Source organism: Prevotella sp. TF12-30 (genome assembly GCF_003436715.1).
Lineage (GTDB): Bacteria > Bacteroidota > Bacteroidia > Bacteroidales > Bacteroidaceae > Prevotella > Prevotella copri_A.
This window is the reverse complement of sequence record NZ_QSQJ01000037.1, coordinates 24864-43064: the sequence shown is the minus strand read 5'-3', so window position 1 is coordinate 43064 and position 18201 is coordinate 24864. Positions and strand designations below refer to the sequence as shown.

Annotated in this window: 13 protein-coding genes; 10 read left to right on the top strand and 3 right to left on the bottom strand. The window is 45.4% G+C overall.

What is annotated here, in order from left to right; all coding sequences use genetic code 11:
- Positions 1 to 240 precede the first annotated feature (240 nt).
- Positions 241 to 2538 carry a ribonuclease R gene (gene rnr / locus DXD25_RS12645; protein ID WP_117663819.1) on the bottom strand — a complete coding sequence of 766 codons (2298 nt, stop codon included), beginning with the start codon at positions 2536 to 2538 and terminating at the stop codon, positions 241 to 243.
- 343 nt (positions 2539 to 2881) lie between these two features.
- Here rnr and DXD25_RS12640 point away from each other — a divergent pair, with 343 nt between their 5' ends.
- Complete coding sequence (locus DXD25_RS12640; RefSeq protein ID WP_117663818.1) at positions 2882 to 4591, top strand: Na/Pi cotransporter family protein; 1710 nt, start codon at positions 2882 to 2884, stop codon at positions 4589 to 4591.
- A gap of 88 nt (positions 4592 to 4679) precedes the next feature.
- Here DXD25_RS12640 and DXD25_RS12635 read toward each other — a convergent pair whose 3' ends face one another.
- A complete protein-coding gene (locus DXD25_RS12635; protein ID WP_117663817.1) occupies positions 4680 to 5378 on the bottom strand; it encodes an NAD-dependent deacylase in 699 nt (232 codons plus the stop codon).
- Positions 5379 to 5553: 175 nt separating this feature from the next.
- On the opposite strand from DXD25_RS12635, the gene DXD25_RS12630 reads away from it, so the two are divergent.
- The 8 genes from DXD25_RS12630 to DXD25_RS12595 all read left to right on the top strand — a co-directional run bounded on the left by DXD25_RS12630 (position 5554) and on the right by DXD25_RS12595 (position 13906).
- Positions 5554 to 6156 (top strand): FKBP-type peptidyl-prolyl cis-trans isomerase, encoded by a 603-nt coding sequence (locus DXD25_RS12630; RefSeq protein ID WP_089544774.1) that lies wholly within the window; start codon positions 5554 to 5556, stop codon positions 6154 to 6156.
- A gap of 38 nt (positions 6157 to 6194) precedes the next feature.
- Positions 6195 to 7070, top strand: a complete 876-nt coding sequence (locus DXD25_RS12625; protein WP_089544773.1) for an FKBP-type peptidyl-prolyl cis-trans isomerase — start codon at positions 6195 to 6197, stop codon at positions 7068 to 7070.
- A gap of 40 nt (positions 7071 to 7110) precedes the next feature.
- Complete coding sequence (locus DXD25_RS12620) at positions 7111 to 8085, top strand: FKBP-type peptidyl-prolyl cis-trans isomerase (RefSeq protein WP_117663816.1); 975 nt, start codon at positions 7111 to 7113, stop codon at positions 8083 to 8085.
- A 175-nt stretch (positions 8086 to 8260) separates the two neighbouring features.
- Positions 8261 to 8728: an Lrp/AsnC family transcriptional regulator gene (locus DXD25_RS12615; RefSeq protein WP_089544771.1), complete on the top strand. Its 468-nt coding sequence runs from the start codon at positions 8261 to 8263 to the stop codon at positions 8726 to 8728.
- 25 nt (positions 8729 to 8753) lie between these two features.
- Complete coding sequence (locus tag DXD25_RS12610; RefSeq protein WP_117663815.1) at positions 8754 to 10502, top strand: membrane dipeptidase; 1749 nt, start codon at positions 8754 to 8756, stop codon at positions 10500 to 10502.
- Positions 10503 to 10506: 4 nt separating this feature from the next.
- Positions 10507 to 11538, top strand: a complete 1032-nt coding sequence (locus DXD25_RS12605) for a M28 family peptidase (RefSeq protein WP_117663814.1) — start codon at positions 10507 to 10509, stop codon at positions 11536 to 11538.
- A gap of 8 nt (positions 11539 to 11546) precedes the next feature.
- Positions 11547 to 13292, top strand: coding sequence for a hypothetical protein (locus DXD25_RS12600; RefSeq protein ID WP_117663813.1), 1746 nt, complete (start codon positions 11547 to 11549; stop codon positions 13290 to 13292).
- 230 nt (positions 13293 to 13522) lie between these two features.
- Complete coding sequence (locus DXD25_RS12595) at positions 13523 to 13906, top strand: hypothetical protein (protein ID WP_147327911.1); 384 nt, start codon at positions 13523 to 13525, stop codon at positions 13904 to 13906.
- Between the two features lie 1286 nt (positions 13907 to 15192).
- On the opposite strand, the gene DXD25_RS12585 is transcribed toward DXD25_RS12595, so the two are convergent.
- Entirely contained in the window at positions 15193 to 15831 is a 639-nt protein-coding gene (locus DXD25_RS12585) for a DUF4294 domain-containing protein (RefSeq protein ID WP_117663810.1), read from the bottom strand.
- 207 nt (positions 15832 to 16038) lie between these two features.
- Between DXD25_RS12585 and DXD25_RS12580 the strand changes: the two genes are divergently transcribed.
- A complete protein-coding gene (locus tag DXD25_RS12580) occupies positions 16039 to 18111 on the top strand; it encodes a helix-hairpin-helix domain-containing protein (RefSeq protein ID WP_117663809.1) in 2073 nt (690 codons plus the stop codon).
- Positions 18112 to 18201: the final 90 nt, after the last annotated feature.

The following is an 18201-nucleotide window of genomic DNA, read 5'->3' as shown; positions in this document are numbered from 1 at the left end:
AGCCTCAGATTTCGAAAGATTTCTGAGGCTTTTTTGTTTTCACGCAGATTTTATTCTTTCTCACGCGAATTGTTTTTTAGGTCACGCAGATTTCGCAGATGACGCAGATTTTTCTTTGGTGCTTTTTCTTTTTCACACTGATTTCACAGATGTGCGCAGATTTTTGACCTGTTCGGTCCTGGATGACGCAGAAAAAAACTGGACCAACCTTAAAGGTCAGCCCAGTTTGATATGGAGAGATTATTTGTTTCTACGATGATTACGTGTCTTCTGCTTCGACTTCTTTGTTTTCTTGGAAGAAGTACTAGCCTCAGGCTTTTCCTTGCGTATAGGAGCAGAATCGCCGGTTAGGGCGAAATCCAACTGCTTCTTCTCCAGGTTGGCTTGCGCCACCTTGATGCGGATAGCATCACCTAATTGGTACTTGTTGTGATGACGACGACCAATCAAACAGAAGTTCTTTTCATCGAAGTCGTAGTAATCGTCTGCGATGTCTCGCATCGGAATCATACCTTCACAATGGTTCTCATCAATGGTTGCATAGATGCCGTAAGAAGTGATACCGCTGATGTGGGCATCGAATTCCTCACCTAGCTTATCGCCCATGAATTCTACCATCTTATATTTGATACTGTCTCGTTCTGCATTCTGTGCAATCTGCTCCATGTCGGAGCAATGCTCACAGAGTTCCTCGTAATGTTTCTCGTTGGCACTTCTGCCGCCTTGTGCATACTTGGTGAGCAAGCGGTGTACCATTGTATCCGGATAACGGCGGATCGGCGAGGTGAAGTGAGTGTAGTATTCGAATGCCAGGCCGAAGTGACCGATGTTGTGGACGGAATACTTTGCCTTCATCATTGCACGGAGAGCTACCATCTGGATGAGGTTGTTCTCAGGCTTGCCTTCGCAGTCAGCCATCAACTTGTTCAGGCTTCTGGCTGTGGCGCCCTTGGTGCCCTCGGTCTTCATCTTATAGCCGAACTTCACAACGAATTCACGCAGGGTTTCCAACTTCTGTGGGTCTGGATTGTCGTGAATACGATAAGGAAGCGTCTTTGGCTTCTTTCCCTTTTTCACCTTTCCGATACTTTCAGCCACCGTACGGTTGGCTAGGAGCATGAATTCCTCCACGAGTTTGTTGGCATCCTTAGAGCGCTTGTAGTAGCAGCTGATAGGCTTGCCTTTCTCGTCAATATCGAAATGCAGTTCCTCTCGATCGAACTTCACGGCTCCATTCTTGAATCTTGCAGCACGAAGTTTCTTTGCCAGTCTGTCAAGGGTGATAAGCTGGAGGGCATTTTCACCTTGGTATGGATGCTCTTTGGTTTCTGCCGGAGCCGGTTCGCCGGTACCATCAATCACGCCATTTGCTTCTAGGAGTTCCTGTACCTCTTCATATTTATATCGTCGGTCGCTCTCGATGACGGTATGCACGATGCGGTAGTTCTTGACCTCGGCATTGTTGTCGAGTTCAAAGATGACGCTGTATGCCAGTTTTTCCTCGTTAGGGCGAAGCGAACAGATGAAGTTGCAGAGACGCTCAGGAAGCATCGGGATGGTGCGATCTACGAGATATACAGATGTGGCACGCTTCACGGCCTCCTTGTCGATGATGCTGCCCTCTGTGACGTAGTGCGAAACATCGGCGATGTGAACACCCACCTGCCAATTGCCATTCTCCAGTCTCTGGATACTCAAGGCATCATCGAAGTCCTTGGCATCCTTCGGGTCGATGGTGCAGGTGAAAACCTTTCTGAAGTCTTCTCGCTCCTTGTAGTCCTGCTCTGTGATTTCTCCTGAAATCTTGTTGGCAGCATCCTCTACGTTCTTTGGATACTTGTAAGGCAATCCATATTGGGCGAGGATAGAGTTCATCTCTACATCGTTGTCACCCTTCTGTCCGAGGATATCCACAACCTCACCGATAGGACTCTTGTTTTCTCCATCCGGCCATTCTATGATTCGTACCACCGCCTTGTCGTCGGTCTTTCCACCCTTCACCTTTCTTCTTGGAATGATGATGTTGTGAGCGAAGACATCGCTTGGTGTAACAAGGTAAGCCAGATCCTTATCCACTTTCAATCTACCAACGAAGGTATCTTTTGCACGTTCCAGGATCTTGTTTACCTGTGCTTCCTTGATGTGGTTCTTTCGACGGGCGAGGAAGGTGAATTCCACTCGGTCGCCATTGAGCGCTCCCATAGAGTTGCGCTCAGAAACGAAGATAGGATTCTCTTCGCCGTCAGGAATGACGGAGTTCTTGCCATTTGCCTTTCTAACAAACTTACCCTCCATCACCTGCACGCTTTGGTTCAGGCGATACGAATTATCACTTACCTTTGCCAGATAGTCATCCCATGCCATTTCCTCCATGATGTCGATAGCCAGCATCTTGAGCGGATGCGTGGTGAGATGGAGGGAACGGAATATTTCTTTAAAGCTGAGCGTTTCGCCCGGCCTTTCGGCAAAGAATTGCTGCAGAATCTCTGTGAGCTGCGCCTTGTTCATTCTTTTGCCGCCTTTTTTACCTTTTCCCATAATTACGACTGTTATATGACTGTTTATAGTTTTATAAGGCAAAGAAACAAAAAAAATCGGAGAATACAAAGTTTCTTGGCATCTTTTTTTGTTTTTTATTAAATATGTAACAAAATAGGCCACTAATTTCTCCTTTCCTTCTATACCAAGAGTAGAAAAACGGTATATAATAAATAGTAGATAGAAAAGAGCGCTTTGTTTCTTTTTAAAGATGTTCATTGGTTTAGGATGTTACAATGCTGTTACAATTTGAAATATCCTTGCTTAATATTTCGTAATAAGCGGATTTCTTATTATATTTGCAATCGAAACGTAACAAACATTTCCACAAAAACAATTAATTATGGATACAAGTCAATATCTTGTGATTTTTTTTCAGATTCTCGGTTCTCTGGCATTGCTCATCTATGGTATGAAGGTGATGAGTGAGGCTTTGCAGAAGATGGCAGGATCCCAGTTGCGCCACATTTTAGGAGCTATGACTACCAACCGATTTACGGGAATGCTTACAGGTACCTTTATTACCTGTGCTGTTCAGAGTTCCTCTGCAACCACCGTGATGACGGTTTCTTTTGTGAATGCAGGTCTGCTCACCCTGGCCCAAGCCATTTCCGTGATAATGGGTGCCAACATCGGTACCACTTTTACGGCATGGATTATGTCGCTGGGTTATAATGTAGATTTAACCATCGTGGTTTTCCCTGCGTTCTTCCTCGGCATTATGCTGATATATAGCAAGAAGCGCCGGTATTTTGGAGATTTCCTTTTCGGTATTGCCTTTCTCTTCTTCTCGCTCGTTCTGTTGAGCAGTGCAGGCAAGGCTCTCGATCTGGAGCATAATCCGGCAGTTATCGACTTCTTCGGTTCCTTCGATACGAAGAGTCATTTCACCATTGTCGTCTTCCTTTTGATAGGTACGCTTATTACCTGCATCGTACAGAGTTCGGCAGCGGTGATGGCGATTACCATCCTGCTCTGTTCTACGGGAGTGCTTCCTATCTATCTGGGTATTGCGCTGGTGATGGGTGAGAATATCGGAACCACTGCTACTGCCAACCTTGCTGCTTTGGGTGCCAATGCCCAGGCTCGTCGTGCGGCTTTGGCTCATCTGGTGTTCAATGTGTTTGGTGTCATCTGGGTTCTCTGCCTGTTTTATCCTTTCGTGGATTTCGTCTGCTCTATTGTGGGCTACGATCCTGATGGCAGCATGTCGGCAGCGCAGAAGGCGAAGTTATTGCCTATCGTCCTGGCGATGTTCCACACCTGCTTCAATGTCTGCAACACAGGTGTGCTCATCTGGTTTATCCCGCAGTTGGAAAAGGTGGTCTGCAAGCTTATCAAGCCTAAGGCAGACAAGGAGGAGGAGGATTTCCGCCTGCGCTTTATCCAGGCTGGTATCATGAAGACACCGGAGCTTTCAGTTTTCGAGGCACAGCAGGAAATCGGCAGTTTCGGCGAGCGCATTCATCGTATGTTTGGTATGGTGAGAGAGTTGATGGATACCCAGGATGCCAAGACTTTCGACAAGCTCTATGAGCGCATCGAGAAGTATGAGGGCATTTCGGATAATATGGAGATTGAGATAGCCAAGTATCTGGATCAGGTGAGCGATGCCCATCTGAGTGATGATACCAAGGCGAAGATTCGTTCGATGCTGCGTGCGATTTCCGAGATAGAGAGTATTGGCGACAGTTGCTACAACCTTGCCCGCACCATCAAGCGCAAGGGAGAGAACAAGGAGGAGTTCACGGCAAAGCAGAATGAGAATATCCATCAGATGTTCAAGCTGGTAGATGAGTCGCTTACCCAGATGAACTTCATGTTTGCTCACGATCGCCAGAGTATCAATATGAACCATACCTATAACATTGAGACGGAAATCAACAACTTCCGTACTCAGTTGAGAAACCAGAATCTGGACGATGTGGATAACCATCTCTATACCTATGGTGTAGGAACCCTGTATATGGATATCATTCAGGAGTGCGAGAAGCTCGGTGATTACGTGGTAAACGTAGCCGAGGCACGTATGGGAACGAGAGCATCGGCATAATTGGCTTTTCGATATAAAACGAAGTCGCCCTGTAAAAGCAAAAGCATCTCATTCTAAAGCTTTTGCTCTTACAGGGCGATTTTCTTGCTTATTTCTCCAGGATCTCCTTCAGCTGCTTCATTCCTTCAGAAGCCCCCTTCATGATATGCTCAATCTTGTAGTAGCCGTTGGTGTTTACGGCACCTGGGTCTATCAGATAGATAGGAATGTTCGGCTTGGTGTATGCTATCAGGCCAGCGGCAGGATACACGTTGAGCGAAGTGCCGATGATGACGAAGATGTCGGCTTGCTGTACCGCCTCGGCAGCAGGCTCTATCATCGGAACACTCTCGCCGAAGAAGACGATGAATGGTCGCAGCAAGCTGCCATCGCCCGCCTTGGTTCCAGGTTCCACCTCACAGTCATTCTCCGGCAACTCCTTGATGTATCGATAGTCGTAAGGGTCGCGCGAAGAGCAGACCTTGGAGAGTTCTCCATGCAGGTGGATCACGTTCTTGGATCCCGCCTTCTCGTGCAGGTTATCCACATTCTGTGTAATCACCGTTACGTCGAAATCCTTCTCCAGATCCTTGATAAGTTTATGTCCCTCGTTAGGTTGAGCGGCATAGAGCTTATGGCGCAACATATTATAGAAGTTAGTTACTAGGGTAGGGTCAGCTTCCCATCCCTCGTGGGTAGCTATCTGTTCTACAGGATAGTTCTCCCACAAGCCATCATTTCCACGGAAAGTTTTGAAACCACTCTCCACAGACATTCCAGCGCCGGTTAAAAATACGAGTTTCTTCATCTTATCGCGTTTTATTTATTCATATTTTCTTAATCTTCTTATTAAGAATGCACAAATTTACACTTTTTTCTTTAAATATCATCGTTATCAGCGAGAAAAATGTTATCTTTGCACTCGTTTTAAGGACAATAAGTACAAAATAAAGAATATTAATACAAAGTTATAAGATAAATTTATGGATAAAGTAAGTTATGCTTTAGGCATTGGCATCGGTCGCCAGTTGGCTTCTATGGGTGCAGAGAGTTTGAACATTGATGATTTTGCACAGGCTGTAAAGGATGCGATTGCAGGCAAGCTTCAGCTTGATGAGCAGGAAGCACAGGAGTTGGTACAGAACTTCTTCGCAGAGCAGGAGGCTAAGGCTCAGGCTGCAGCTGCAGAGAAGGGCAAGGTTGCCAAGGAGGCTGGTGAGCAGTTCCTCGCAGAGAACGCTAAGAAGGATGGTATCATCACTACCAAGAGCGGTTTGCAGTATCAGATCCTGCGCGAGGGTAACGGCAAGGCTCCTAAGGCTACAGATCAGGTAGAGTGCCACTACGAGGGTACACTCATCGATGGTACTAAGTTTGATAGCTCTTACGACCGTGGTCAGACAGCTACCTTCCCATTGAACCAGGTAATCGCTGGTTGGACAGAGGGTCTTCAGTTGATGACCGAGGGTGCTAAGTACCGTTTCTTCATCCCTTATCAGCTGGGTTACGGCGAGCGTGGCGCAGGTGCAGCCATTCCTCCATTCTCAGCATTGATCTTCGATGTAGAGCTTGTTGCGGTAAAGTAATATATAGAGAGAACAAAGAATAAAACATAAAGTAAAAAATGAAAAAGTTATTTTTCGGAGCCCTCGTGGCTTGTGTTGCCGCTACATTCGTAGCTTGTGGCAATTCTACTCCAAAGGCAGATCTCAAGAATGATGTAGATACAATGAGCTATGCCATGGGTATGTCTCAGACTCAGGGTCTGAAGGAGTTTATGGTAGAGCGCATGGGCGTGGATACCGCTTACATGGATGATTTCATCAAGGGTCTCAACGATGGTGCCAACGCTGGTGATGACAAGAAGAAGGCTGCTTACTATGCAGGTATTCAGATTGGTCAGCAGATTTCTAACCAGATGGTTAAGGGTATCAACCACGAGGTATTCGGTGACGATTCTACCAAGACTATCTCTTTGAAGAACTTCATGGCAGGTTTCATCACAGGTACTACCGGCAAGAAGGGTTTGATGACTGTAGAGCAGGCTGCTCAGGTGGCACAGACCAAGATGATGGCCATCAAGGCAAAGAACATGGAGAAGGAATATGGTCCTAACAAGGTGGCTGGTGAGAAGTTCCTCGCTGCCAACAAGAAGAAGCCAGGAGTGGTAACTCTTCCTTCAGGTGTTCAGTACAAGGTAATCAAGGAGGGTAACGGCCCTATGCCAAAGGATACATCTATGGTAAAGGTTAACTACGAGGGTAAGACAATCGACGGCAAGGTATTCGATTCTTCTTTCAAGCGTGGTCAGGCTGTAGATCTCCGTGCTAACCAGGTTATCAAGGGTTGGACTGAGGCTTTGGTTCACATGCCAGCCGGTTCTGTATGGGAGGTTTACATCCCTCAGCAGTTGGCTTACGGTGAGCGCGAGCAGGGTCAGATCAAGCCATTCTCTGTATTGATCTTCAAGATTGAGTTGATCTCTGTAGGTGGCAAGTAATTTTTGTGGGAACTCATTTTGAGTAGAGGACTTATAAGAAATGAAGAAATATTTAATGACAGCACTCGTCCTCGTGGCGAGTGCTTCTTTGTTTACAGCCAGTGCTGCAAGCAAGAAGAAGAATGTGAAGAAGGTAACTCCAGTGGTTCTTGCCAGCGAGGGTGATTCCTTGAGTTATGCGGCTGGTGTCTATGCCACCCGTGGTCTGGTTCCATTCATCCAGCAGAGTTATCAGGTGGATACTGCTTATATGGCAGACTTCATCCGTGGTTACGAGGAGGCTATCCAGCAGGCAAATACTCCTAAGGGTACTGCCTATATCGTAGGTATGCAGATTGCCCAGATGGTAAATCAGCGCATCCTGCCTGGAACCCGCGAGGAGCTGAAGAGCACCAAGGATTCTATCAATGCCGAACTCTTCAGCCGTGGTTTCGTGGCAGCTCTTGCCAATGATACCACTATCTTTACCGAGCACAAGGCTGGCGAGTTCAAGAAGGAAGCCTTGGCTGGTGCTGGCGAGAAATATCTGGCTGCCAATGCCAAGAAGCCAGGTGTCAAGGTTTTGCCTAGCGGTTTGCAGTATAAGGTAATCAAGGAAGGTCAGGGCGAGATTCCTCAGGCTTCTGATGAGGTAGAGGTTATCTACGAGGGCCGTCTCATTGATGGAACCGTATTCGATGCAACTTCCAAGCATGGTGGTGCTGCCACAGACAAGTTCCGTGCCGGCAGCCTGATCAAGGGTTGGACAGAGGCTCTCACCATGATGCCTGTAGGCAGCAAGTGGCAGCTTTACATCCCTTATGAGTTGGCATACGGCGAGCGTCAGGCTGGTCAGATTCCTCCATATTCTACATTGGTATTCGACCTGGAGCTCGTGAGCATCGTGAAGCCAGAGGTAAAGCCTGAGGCAGACAGCAAGCAGAAGGATGATGTAGCTGTAGGAGCAGAGAAGAAGGTGGCTAAGACTCCAGCTAAGTCTGCTGGCAGAAAGTCTGCTTCCAGAAAGAGAAAGTAACGACCAAATAGCAGGAAAAATCTGAAATTTTGGTTAAAATCAGTATAAAAAACAACAAAATGCACGGATATTGCAAAATATTCGTGCATTTTGTTGTCTGTTTCGATAGTTTTTATTAATTTTGCTATCTGGTATAGAAGAATACCTTAAAATAGAACATAATAATAGAGAAGAAATGGAGAAAATAGACAATCTTGACAGAAAGATTCTCGGCATCCTTTCCAAGAATGCCCGTATTCCTTTCAAGGACGTAGCTGCAGAATGCGGCGTGTCTCGTGCAGCCATCCATCAGCGTGTCCAGCACTTGATGGAGGATGGATTCATCACCGGTAGCGGCTTTGATGTAAACCCTAAGAGTCTGGGTTATTCTACATGTACATACGTAGGACTTAACCTGGAGCGTGGTAATATGTACAAGAAGGTGGTAGAGCGCCTTCAGAACATTCCTGAGATTGTGGAGTGCCACTTCACAACCGGTTCTTATACCATGCTTTTGAAGTTGTATGCCCGTGATAACGAGCAGTTGATGGACTTGCTGAACAACAAGCTCCAGGCTATTCCGGGTGTAGTATCTACCGAGACACTCATCTCGCTTGAGCAGAGCATCAAGCGCGAGGTTCCAGTCCTTTTGGAGGAAGAGTAATTTTTTTGTATTTAGAAATAAACAAATGGAAACATTTGACTTGGAGTCGCATCTCAAGGGTGCGTACTCTTCTTTTCCCGAAGCGAAGCATCAGCCCGTAATCGGTCTTACTGCCAATTACGAGAACATTGATGCTACGCTTCGCGACCGTTATTACAAGCAGGTGATTGCGGCAGGTGGAACGCCTGTCATCATCCCGCCAGTTGCCGACAGTACTGTCATCATCAATACCCTGGAGCATCTAGATGGTTTGATCCTGACGGGTGGGGGCGACCATAACCCGTTGTGGATGGGCGAGGAGCCGTCTCCCCGTCTTCACAATATCAATCAGGAGCGTGATGCTGCAGAGCTGATGCTTGTCCGTCTAGCTTTCAACCGCCAGATACCTATGCTCGGCATCTGCCGAGGCATCCAGACCCTGGCGATAGCCTTGGGCGGAAAAGTGTATCAGGACATCAAGCAGATGGTGAAGCACAGTCAGGATGCCGACCGCTCCGAACCAACCCATAGTGTAGAAATCAAGAAGGATTCCACCTTATATCATATATATAATTCGGAAAAGATTCTCGTCAACTCGTTCCACCATCAGGCTGTGAGCGAGCCGGGCAGGCACATGCGCATCATCGCCAAATCTACCGATGGCATCATCGAGGCGATAGAGAGCAATGAGTATAAGCAGATACTCGGCGTGCAGTGGCATCCTGAGTGGCTGGGCGAGGAAGGCGGAAAGATCTTCCAGTGGCTGGTGAACCAGGCAGGCAATTTCCATGCTGCCAAGCAGTTGCACAAGCGTATCCTAACACTCGATACCCATTGTGATACCCCGATGTTCTTCCCGCAGGGCGTGAAGTTCGATCATCGCGACTCCCGCATTCTCGTAGATCTGCACAAGATGACCGATGGACATCAGGATGCTACCACCATGGTGGCTTACCTGCCGCAGCCTAAGATAGGCGAGAGCTTCAGCAGCAAGGTAGCCTTCGACGTGCAGGGACCTCTGCAGTATGCCGATCTCATCTTCGACAAGATAGAGGAAATCGTGAGCAAGAACCGCGACTACCTGAGTATCGCCCGAACTCCTGCCGATCTTTACAGCGACAAGCGAAAGGGCAGAAAGAGCATTATGCTCGGTATTGAGAATGGTCTTGCTCTGGAGCACGATTTGAGCAATGTGAAGTACTTTGCCCAGCGAGGCGTGGTATATATCACCCTCTGCCATAATGGCGATAATGACATCTGCGACAGTGCCCGTGGCTGCAATACCCACAATGGCGTGAGCAGTTTCGGAGCCAAGGTGATTCAGGAGATGAACCGCCACGGCATCATGGTGGACTTGAGCCATGCAGGCGAAAAGAGTTTCTATGATGCATTGGAAATCAGTCAGACTCCTATCGTATGCAGCCATAGCAGCAGCCGTGCGCTCTGCGATGTGCCCCGCAATCTTACCGATGATCAGATGCGTGCCCTGGCAGCCCGTGGAGGTGTGGCTCATACTACGCTCTATCATGGATTCCTGCGCAAGGAGGGCGAGGCAGACATCATGGATGCCATTGCCCATCTGGAGCATGCCATCGAGGTGATGGGTATCGACCACGTAGGTCTGGGTACCGATTTCGATGGAGATGGAGGCATCCGCGGACTTGCTGATTCTTCCGAGCTGATTAATTTCACTCTCCAGCTGTTGCGCCGCAAGTACAGCGAGCAGGATATCGCCAAGATCTGGGGAGGCAACTGGCTCAGAGTGATGACGCAGGTGCAGAACTTTAAACAATAATGTTATGACGAAAAAAATGAAGATCATATTAGGTGTGGTGGTAGCTGCCGGACTGGTGGCTGGTACCATCAGCTATAAGAATGCCAGCAGTGCAAGCTCGCCTGATGTTCAGGAGGTAGAGGAAGCGGAGAAGCTGAATCCCGTAGGTCCGGCTTTCAATGCCGATTCGGCATTGGCTTATTGTGCAGCACAATGCGATTTCGGGCCTCGCGTGATGAACAGCGAGGCGCACGATAAGTGCGGCGAATGGATTGTGAGCAAGTTCAAGCAGTTTGGCTGCGAGGTAGAGACCCAGAAGGCAGACCTGAAGGGCTATGATGGCACGATATTGAAGAATACCAATATCATTGCCCGTTACAATCCGAAGGCTGAAACCCGTATCTTGCTTTGTGCCCATTGGGACAGTCGCCCTTGGGCGGATAACGATCCCGACAGTACCAATTGGCGCAAGCCTGTGATGGCAGCCAACGATGGTGCCAGCGGAGTAGCCGTCATGTTGGAAATTGCACGCCAGTTGCAGGCTGACAAGAAGTTGAATCCAAGTATCGGTGTAGATTTCGTATGTTTCGATACCGAGGATTGGGGCGTACCTCAATGGTCTGATGCACAGGATGATGGCAACAGCTGGGCTTTGGGTGCCCAGTATTGGAGCGAGAACAAGCCAGAGGGTTACAATCCTCGCTATGGCATCCTCCTGGATATGGTAGGCGGCCAGGGAGCCAAGTTCTATCGCGAAGGAATGTCTATGCAGTATGCTGGTGGCATCGTGAAGCGAGTTTGGGCTGCAGCCCGTCAGGCTGGTTACGGCAGTTTCTTCCCTAAGAGCGATGGCGGTATGATTACGGATGATCATATCCCGGTAAACGAGAAGGCGAAGATTCCTACCATCGACGTGATAGCCTACTATCCTGATTGCCAGCAGAGCAGTTTCGGTCCTACCTGGCACACCGTGAACGATGATATGGCTCATCTGGATAAGAACGTATTGAAGGCAGTGGGTCAGACTATGATCCAGGTGCTTTATACTGAAGAATAATTAGGTCAATGAAGAAAAGCAGTTTTTTAACTTTGTTAGTCCTTCTTATCTTGTTGTATTTTGAGGTAAGCTGTACTGACAATCATATACAGTTAAGAAAATTACAACGAATAGACAGCTTGATGGAGAAAACTCCACAAGCTGCCTATGATAGTTTATGCCAACATCAAATGGAATTTACTCAGGGGCATGAACAAAGGGTAAAAATGCGCTATCAATTGTTGAAGGCTAAGGCTGAAAATAAATTATATCTCCCAATGCCATCAGACTCTTCATTTCAAGATGTTGTAGATTATTACGATAGCAAAGGAACATCTAATGAAAAAATGGAAGCTTGTTATCTTATGGGGTGTATTTTTCGTGATCGAAAGGAAGCTCCTAAGGCAATGATGTGGTATAACAAGGCGATTGAATGTGCTGATACCTTGAGCAAAAAATGTGACTATGTTACTTTGTTTAGCATATATGGGCAAAAGGCAGAAGTTTATAGCCGTCAATATCTTCATCGAGAAGCGATAAATGCATATTTTTATTATAGTAATTATGCAGCTCGTATCAATGACAAGGAAAACTATATTCTGGGTTTTGCTAATAGAATTCCTGAATATTATGCTTTAGGAGATACTCTGCAAGCTATTAATTTAGTGAAAAAATGTTATGCTTTAAATAATAAATATGGATTTACCCAAAATGCAGCACAAGTTCTTCCTCTGCTTATTTATACATTGCTTTTTCGTGGACAATATCAGCAAGCTCATTTTTATATGAATGTTTTCGAAACCCAATCAGGGTTAATTGATAGAGATGGAAATATGCTGTGTGGATATGAGCATTATTATAAAGCTAAAGGGATGTATTATCTAGGGACAAATCAAATTAGTAAGGCAGAATTATATTTTCGAAAACTTGGAAATTATGGTTTTAAATATGAAGCGGCCCAAGGTTTATTGTCTTTATATCGCATTTGTCAAAACAATGATTCTATTAAGAAATATTCTAGTTTGTGCGAAAAAGAGATGGATAGTATATTGAATGGTACGCAAGCTAATGCTGTCATCCTTGCAAATTCATTGTACAATTATAAAAAATTACAGCAGGTGGTTGATGCAAAAAAAATGCAACAGGAAAGAAATGAATATATAATTGCAATTATAACCCTAATAGCGATATTTGGTGTCATTTGTCTTTGCAATCATTACAAGCAAGTACGTAAAAGAATGAAGACGGAACTCCAAAAAGTAAGTAATAACTATATTCAAACATATAAAGAAATGCAGAAAGCTAATGAAGAATTAAATATTTTGCAAAAAAATGCAGATATTTTAATAAAGAAAAAAGAAAAAGAGATTAAGTCTTTGCAAGCAAGCTTTCAAATATACAAAGATAAATATAACGATTTGAATTTTGTTGAGAAAAAACAAGCATTAATTAATAGTAATATAGTACAAAACTTTAAGGCTCTGTCTGTGCCTCATAAGAGACGTAAGCAACCTCAACAAGAAGATTGGGAAGAATTATTTGCTATTTTCCAACAATGTCAGCCTCTTTTGTATGAAAATGCTAAGCGAAACAAGTTAAGTGAGCAAGAATTTCGAGTATGCATACTATCTTTTCTAGGCATGGATAATACAGAGATTGCCATGCTCGTAAATACAACTTCAAAAGCAGTCTGTAATGCAAAACAAAAGGCTAATAAAAAAATGTATAATGAAAATACGGCCTCTTCCCTATATGCTAATTTAAATAAAAAGTAATATTCATTCACCATAAATATGTATTAGTGTATTTATGGTGGATAAATGTTGCTACTGATTGTATAACAGAAAGTTATGGCAGATAAATCTTTCTGCGATGTATATTTGGTGGACGTTTCCTCTTCTTAAAATTTGATTATCTGCTTAACTATTTATAATTTTGCCAACCGAAAAATTTCAAAGTTATGAATAGAAAAATATGTTCAATTATTGTAATTAGGTTTATAGTTATGAAAAAAATATTATTGATATTTGTATGTTTGTGCAGCATGTTTATTTCTTGTAGTAAAGATGATTCTGTGCAGGAACCAGTATTTGTGGAGAACGAGTTGGTACAAACAACTTGGAGTGGTTGCCAGTATTTTTATAATGACAAGGATGAGATAAAAGAAACCATCGAAGACTTTAAAGTTGATTTTCAAAATGCAAATGAAGCAATTTATATTGATTCTGTAGGTTATTCATATTTCGATTACAAGCTGGTCAATCGGCGAATATGGTGTTCAGGAGGAATACCTGGATATTGGACACTTGTTGAAAAAACACGAAATAGAATGGTATTGCAAATCTATGCTCCAGAAAAGAGTACCTTAATTTTAACAAGGCTCCTATAATGTATTGGACACAATATACATTTTCCAATTAAGGGTATGAGGCTTGCTCTTAGCTGTTATGTAAGCCATCAGTAAACCCTGTCTTGCATAATCTCTGAAAACCTTGTGAAATTTTAAAAAGTTCTACAAGGTTTTCAGAGTTTTTCAAAGTTGTCTTGCAAAACTTTCCTAGTTTTTCAAAAAATATCAGACTAAGCCCTTCTTCTTCAAAATGTGAGGGAAAAAGTCCGTAAGGTCTTTTGAGTAGTCGTCATCATACTCATGGATGTGTTGTAAAAAGTACGTAGTACATTTGCGGAAGTCAACGTCAGCCAACTTGCAGCAGCCCATCATTGTGTACATGATCGCCTCCTCCTCTGCTGCGTTGTGATTTTCGCAGAACATGTAGTTCTTTCGTCCTATAGCTAAAGGTCGCACGCAATTCTCTATAGGATTATCCAAAAGTTGTGATAATTCTATGGACGATGCCGCAAAAGCTCTTTCTCATATCCGTAGGATAAGGGTTGGGGTAAAACGTATTGGAATCGCTGAGTGTGAACATAGGCTAATTAAAATTCATCAATAATACAAAATAATTCTGTAACTTTGTCCTTGGTATTCTCCATAATGATATCTTTTTATGTTTGTAACTAATTGAATTTCAACTACAAAGATACAAAAAAATATCGGAGATCACCAACCTTTTTAGGCACTATTTCTTATCCCGAACAGAGGTGTTGAAGGCTAAGACTGAAAACAAACGACCTGCACGGTTGAAATTCCTCAATTCGCCTTGAACTAACGGTCACAGGCCGAAGGAAAAGGTAAAGGGCAGAAGCTCCTAGCCCAGGACGATGCCCTGGGCTAGGAGCTTTTGGATTTTCAGCCCGTTTCAACCGTACAGTTAGAAATCATTTTCGTTTTGTAGAGGAAAGATAGGCAAAAGTTTCATGCCTCACAATACGGGGTTAGCCGATGGTTTACTTTACACCGAGGAATAAAAAGGAATGTCCCTAGAGGAAAAAGCAGTTACCTCTAGGGGCATTTCTTTTTATTATTAGGGAAAATCTCCGTTCAGCGTCGTTGAACGTATGTTCAAAGCTTTTGAACGTACATTCAAAACTTCTGAACGCACATTCAAAACTTATGACCGGAGATTTCTCCTAATAGTATATACATTTTCTTCTAATAGTATCCACAACTTTCCCTTGTTCCATCAAAAAATACCCTTAGGGATGGAAGCCGTTTCCTGTTATCAGGAATGCTTCTTTCCCTAAGGGTATTGGTTTTCTTAATAAGGAGTATGATTAAATCTGTCCTGATTCTACCTGTCTCACCACTCTTTCCGTGAGCCTATCCACTCCGTTCGGATCATATTTCTTGTTGAGGCTGGCACCGAAGAGGGCGGCGAAAGCCTGATAGAAGCCGGCACGGATAGGACCGAGGAATGCCTGGATAAGATGATAGGAGGATGAATTGCACTCACGATACACCAGTTTGATGCAGAGCTTGCCCTGTGCATAGGTGAGTTTCTTCATTCTCGGTGTATATTCCTGCTTGATGCTTTTCTCCACCAGCTTCATGTGCGCATCCTTCGCCTTCTTGTTGGGAAGGGTTTCCAGATAGTCACCCGTTTCGATGATGATCTTTCTCACCTCCTTGGCTATCGGCAGAACTTTCTTGATGTTATATACCAGACGGTTGTATGCCATTCTTTCCTTGGCATTCTTGAACACCGGCTGTGGATAAACATACACGTTGTTCACCTGTACATACTGTATGCTGTCGTGATCGAGCAGCACCTTTCCCACCTTCACCATCGGTTCGAAGGTAGGAGCATCCATATCGACTTCCTTGTTTTCAGGCTTGTCGTCATCCGTCTGTGCCATTGTCTGCAGCGTGATGCAGAAGAGCATCGCCAGCAAAAAGAATATCTTCTGTTTCATAAAAATCTTCTTGATCCAATTTTAAAAATCCGCCCCCTGTCCGGAGCATCTCATATATATAAAAGAGGTGTAATCCTCTTCTATTCCTAATTATGCCGCAAAATTACAGATAATTTCCCATTTAGAGAAAGAAAGTTACTCTTTTCTTACTCATTTTCAGAATTTCGCAGTATCTTTGTGGAAATTTAATAATTCTTTTGCCTGTCTATGAAGTATTGGCAACCTATCATCCGCTTTTTGTTGAAACTGTTTCTCATAGGCAGCTCCCAGTTATTCTATGTCCCTTCTGTTTGTGCTCAAGACTCCTCTTCCCTGTCGGAAGAAGATAGGGAGAAGCATGCCCCTTCGCAACCTTGGCAGGAATATCTGATGGAACTCTCGGAGATGGAGGATTTTGAACAGACTGCCTGGGAGGATTATGAGGAGGAACTGGAGGAGTTGGCGCAGCATCCGCTGAATCTGAATACGGCTACCCGCGAAGAGATGGAGCATCTGCCTTTCCTCACCCCTTCGCAGGTAGAGGATATCCAGGCATATCTCCATCGCTATCATGGGATGAAGACGATGGCAGAACTGGCTCTCATCCCCAGTATCAGCTGGTATCAGCGGCAGTTGATGAACAGCTTCTTCTATGTAGCCGACGAGACTCCCCGCCAGCAGTTCCCGAGCCTGAAGAATATCCTGAAGTATGGCAAGCATGAAGTGATGGGAATGGTGAAAGTGCCTTTCTATGAGCGCAAGGGCGATGGCAAGGGAGCCGATGGATACCTGGGATATAAGTATAGGCACGGGGTGCGCTATCAGTTCAGGTATGGCGACTATGTGAAGATGGGATTCGTTGGTGCCCAGGATGCGGGCGAACCTTTCGGAAGCGGCAGGAACAACCTGGGATATGATTTCTATTCCTTCTATCTGCAAGTCAGGAAATTAGGCAGATGGAAGAATATCACCCTGGGCAGGTATCGGCTGCACGAGGGAATGGGACTGATTCTCAACAACGACTTCAGCTTCGGCAAACTCTCGGTACTGTCCTCGCTGGGCAGAACCACCAGCCAGGTCAAGGTTCATTCCTCCCGCTCTTCTGCCAACTATCTGCAGGGAGCTGCAGCCACCTATACCTTGTTGAAGGGACTTGACCTTACCGGATTCCTCTCTTATCGCAAGATAGATGCCACGCTGAGTGATGAAGGTGGCATCAAGACCATTCTCAAGACCGGTCTGCACCGTACACGCAAGGAGATAGCCAAGCAGGATATAGCCTCCAATACGCTGGTGGGTGGCAATATCAACTATCGCCATCAGGGCTGGCATATTGGAGCCACTGGTTTCTATACTTCGTTCTCCCTTCCGCTGATGCCAGAAAAGGTGCAGTTGTACAAGCGGTTTGCTCCCGAAGGTGATGCCTTCTGGAATGTGAGTATAGATTATGGCTATATTTCCCATCGCTGGACGATAGGTGGCGAAACGGCAACAGGTGATTGTGGAGCCGTCGCCACGCTCAATGCGGCATCTTATCAGTTTTCCGATCATTTCTCGCTCACGGCTGTGCAACGGTTCTATTCTGCCAGATACTATTCCCTGTTCAGCAACAGCTTTGCCGAGGGAAGCAGCGTGCAGGATGAAAATGGTGTGTATGTGGGGGCTACGTGGTCGCCAGGCAGTCGTTGGACCCTTACCGCCTATAGCGACTTTGCCTATTTTGCCTGGCCTAAGTATCATACCCGCCAGAGTACGCAGAGCTGGGATCATCTGCTGAATATCCTCTATCTTCCTTCCCGTTCTTGGACACTGGGAGCCCGGGTCCGCTATAAGGAAAAGGCGGGAAACGCTACCGGTCGTCTCCGTTTCTATGCCAGTGTTACCACGAAAAACTGGAGTTCCAAGACGAGTGTGGATTATACGAAGTACCGGGAAGAAAATGCGGGCAGCGGCACCGGGAATGCTTCCAGCAGCGGTTATCTGCTGAATGAAAACATCGGATATCATTGGCGGTGGCTGAGGCTGCAGGGCAGTTTCGGCTATTTTCACACCCAGGATTTCGCCAGTCGCATCTATGCCTATGAGCCGGGCTTGCTCTATCAGATGAGTTTTGGCAGTTACTTTGGCGAGGGCATCCGCTATGCCCTGGTGGCGCGTTCGGAAATCAGCCATCATCTGCTGGTAATCGCAAAGCTGGGCAGCACCGATTATTTCGACCGCACCCACATCTCTTCCGGCTTACAGGAAATCGCCGGTTCTCATCAGATGGATCTGGAGGTACAAGTGAAGTGGAAGTGGTGAGGTGGAAGTGGTAAAATCTGGGGTTTATCCTGCTTTCCTAGTCCTTCTTTTCAGGAATATGATGCAAGATTATAAAAAAACTGGCGTTTT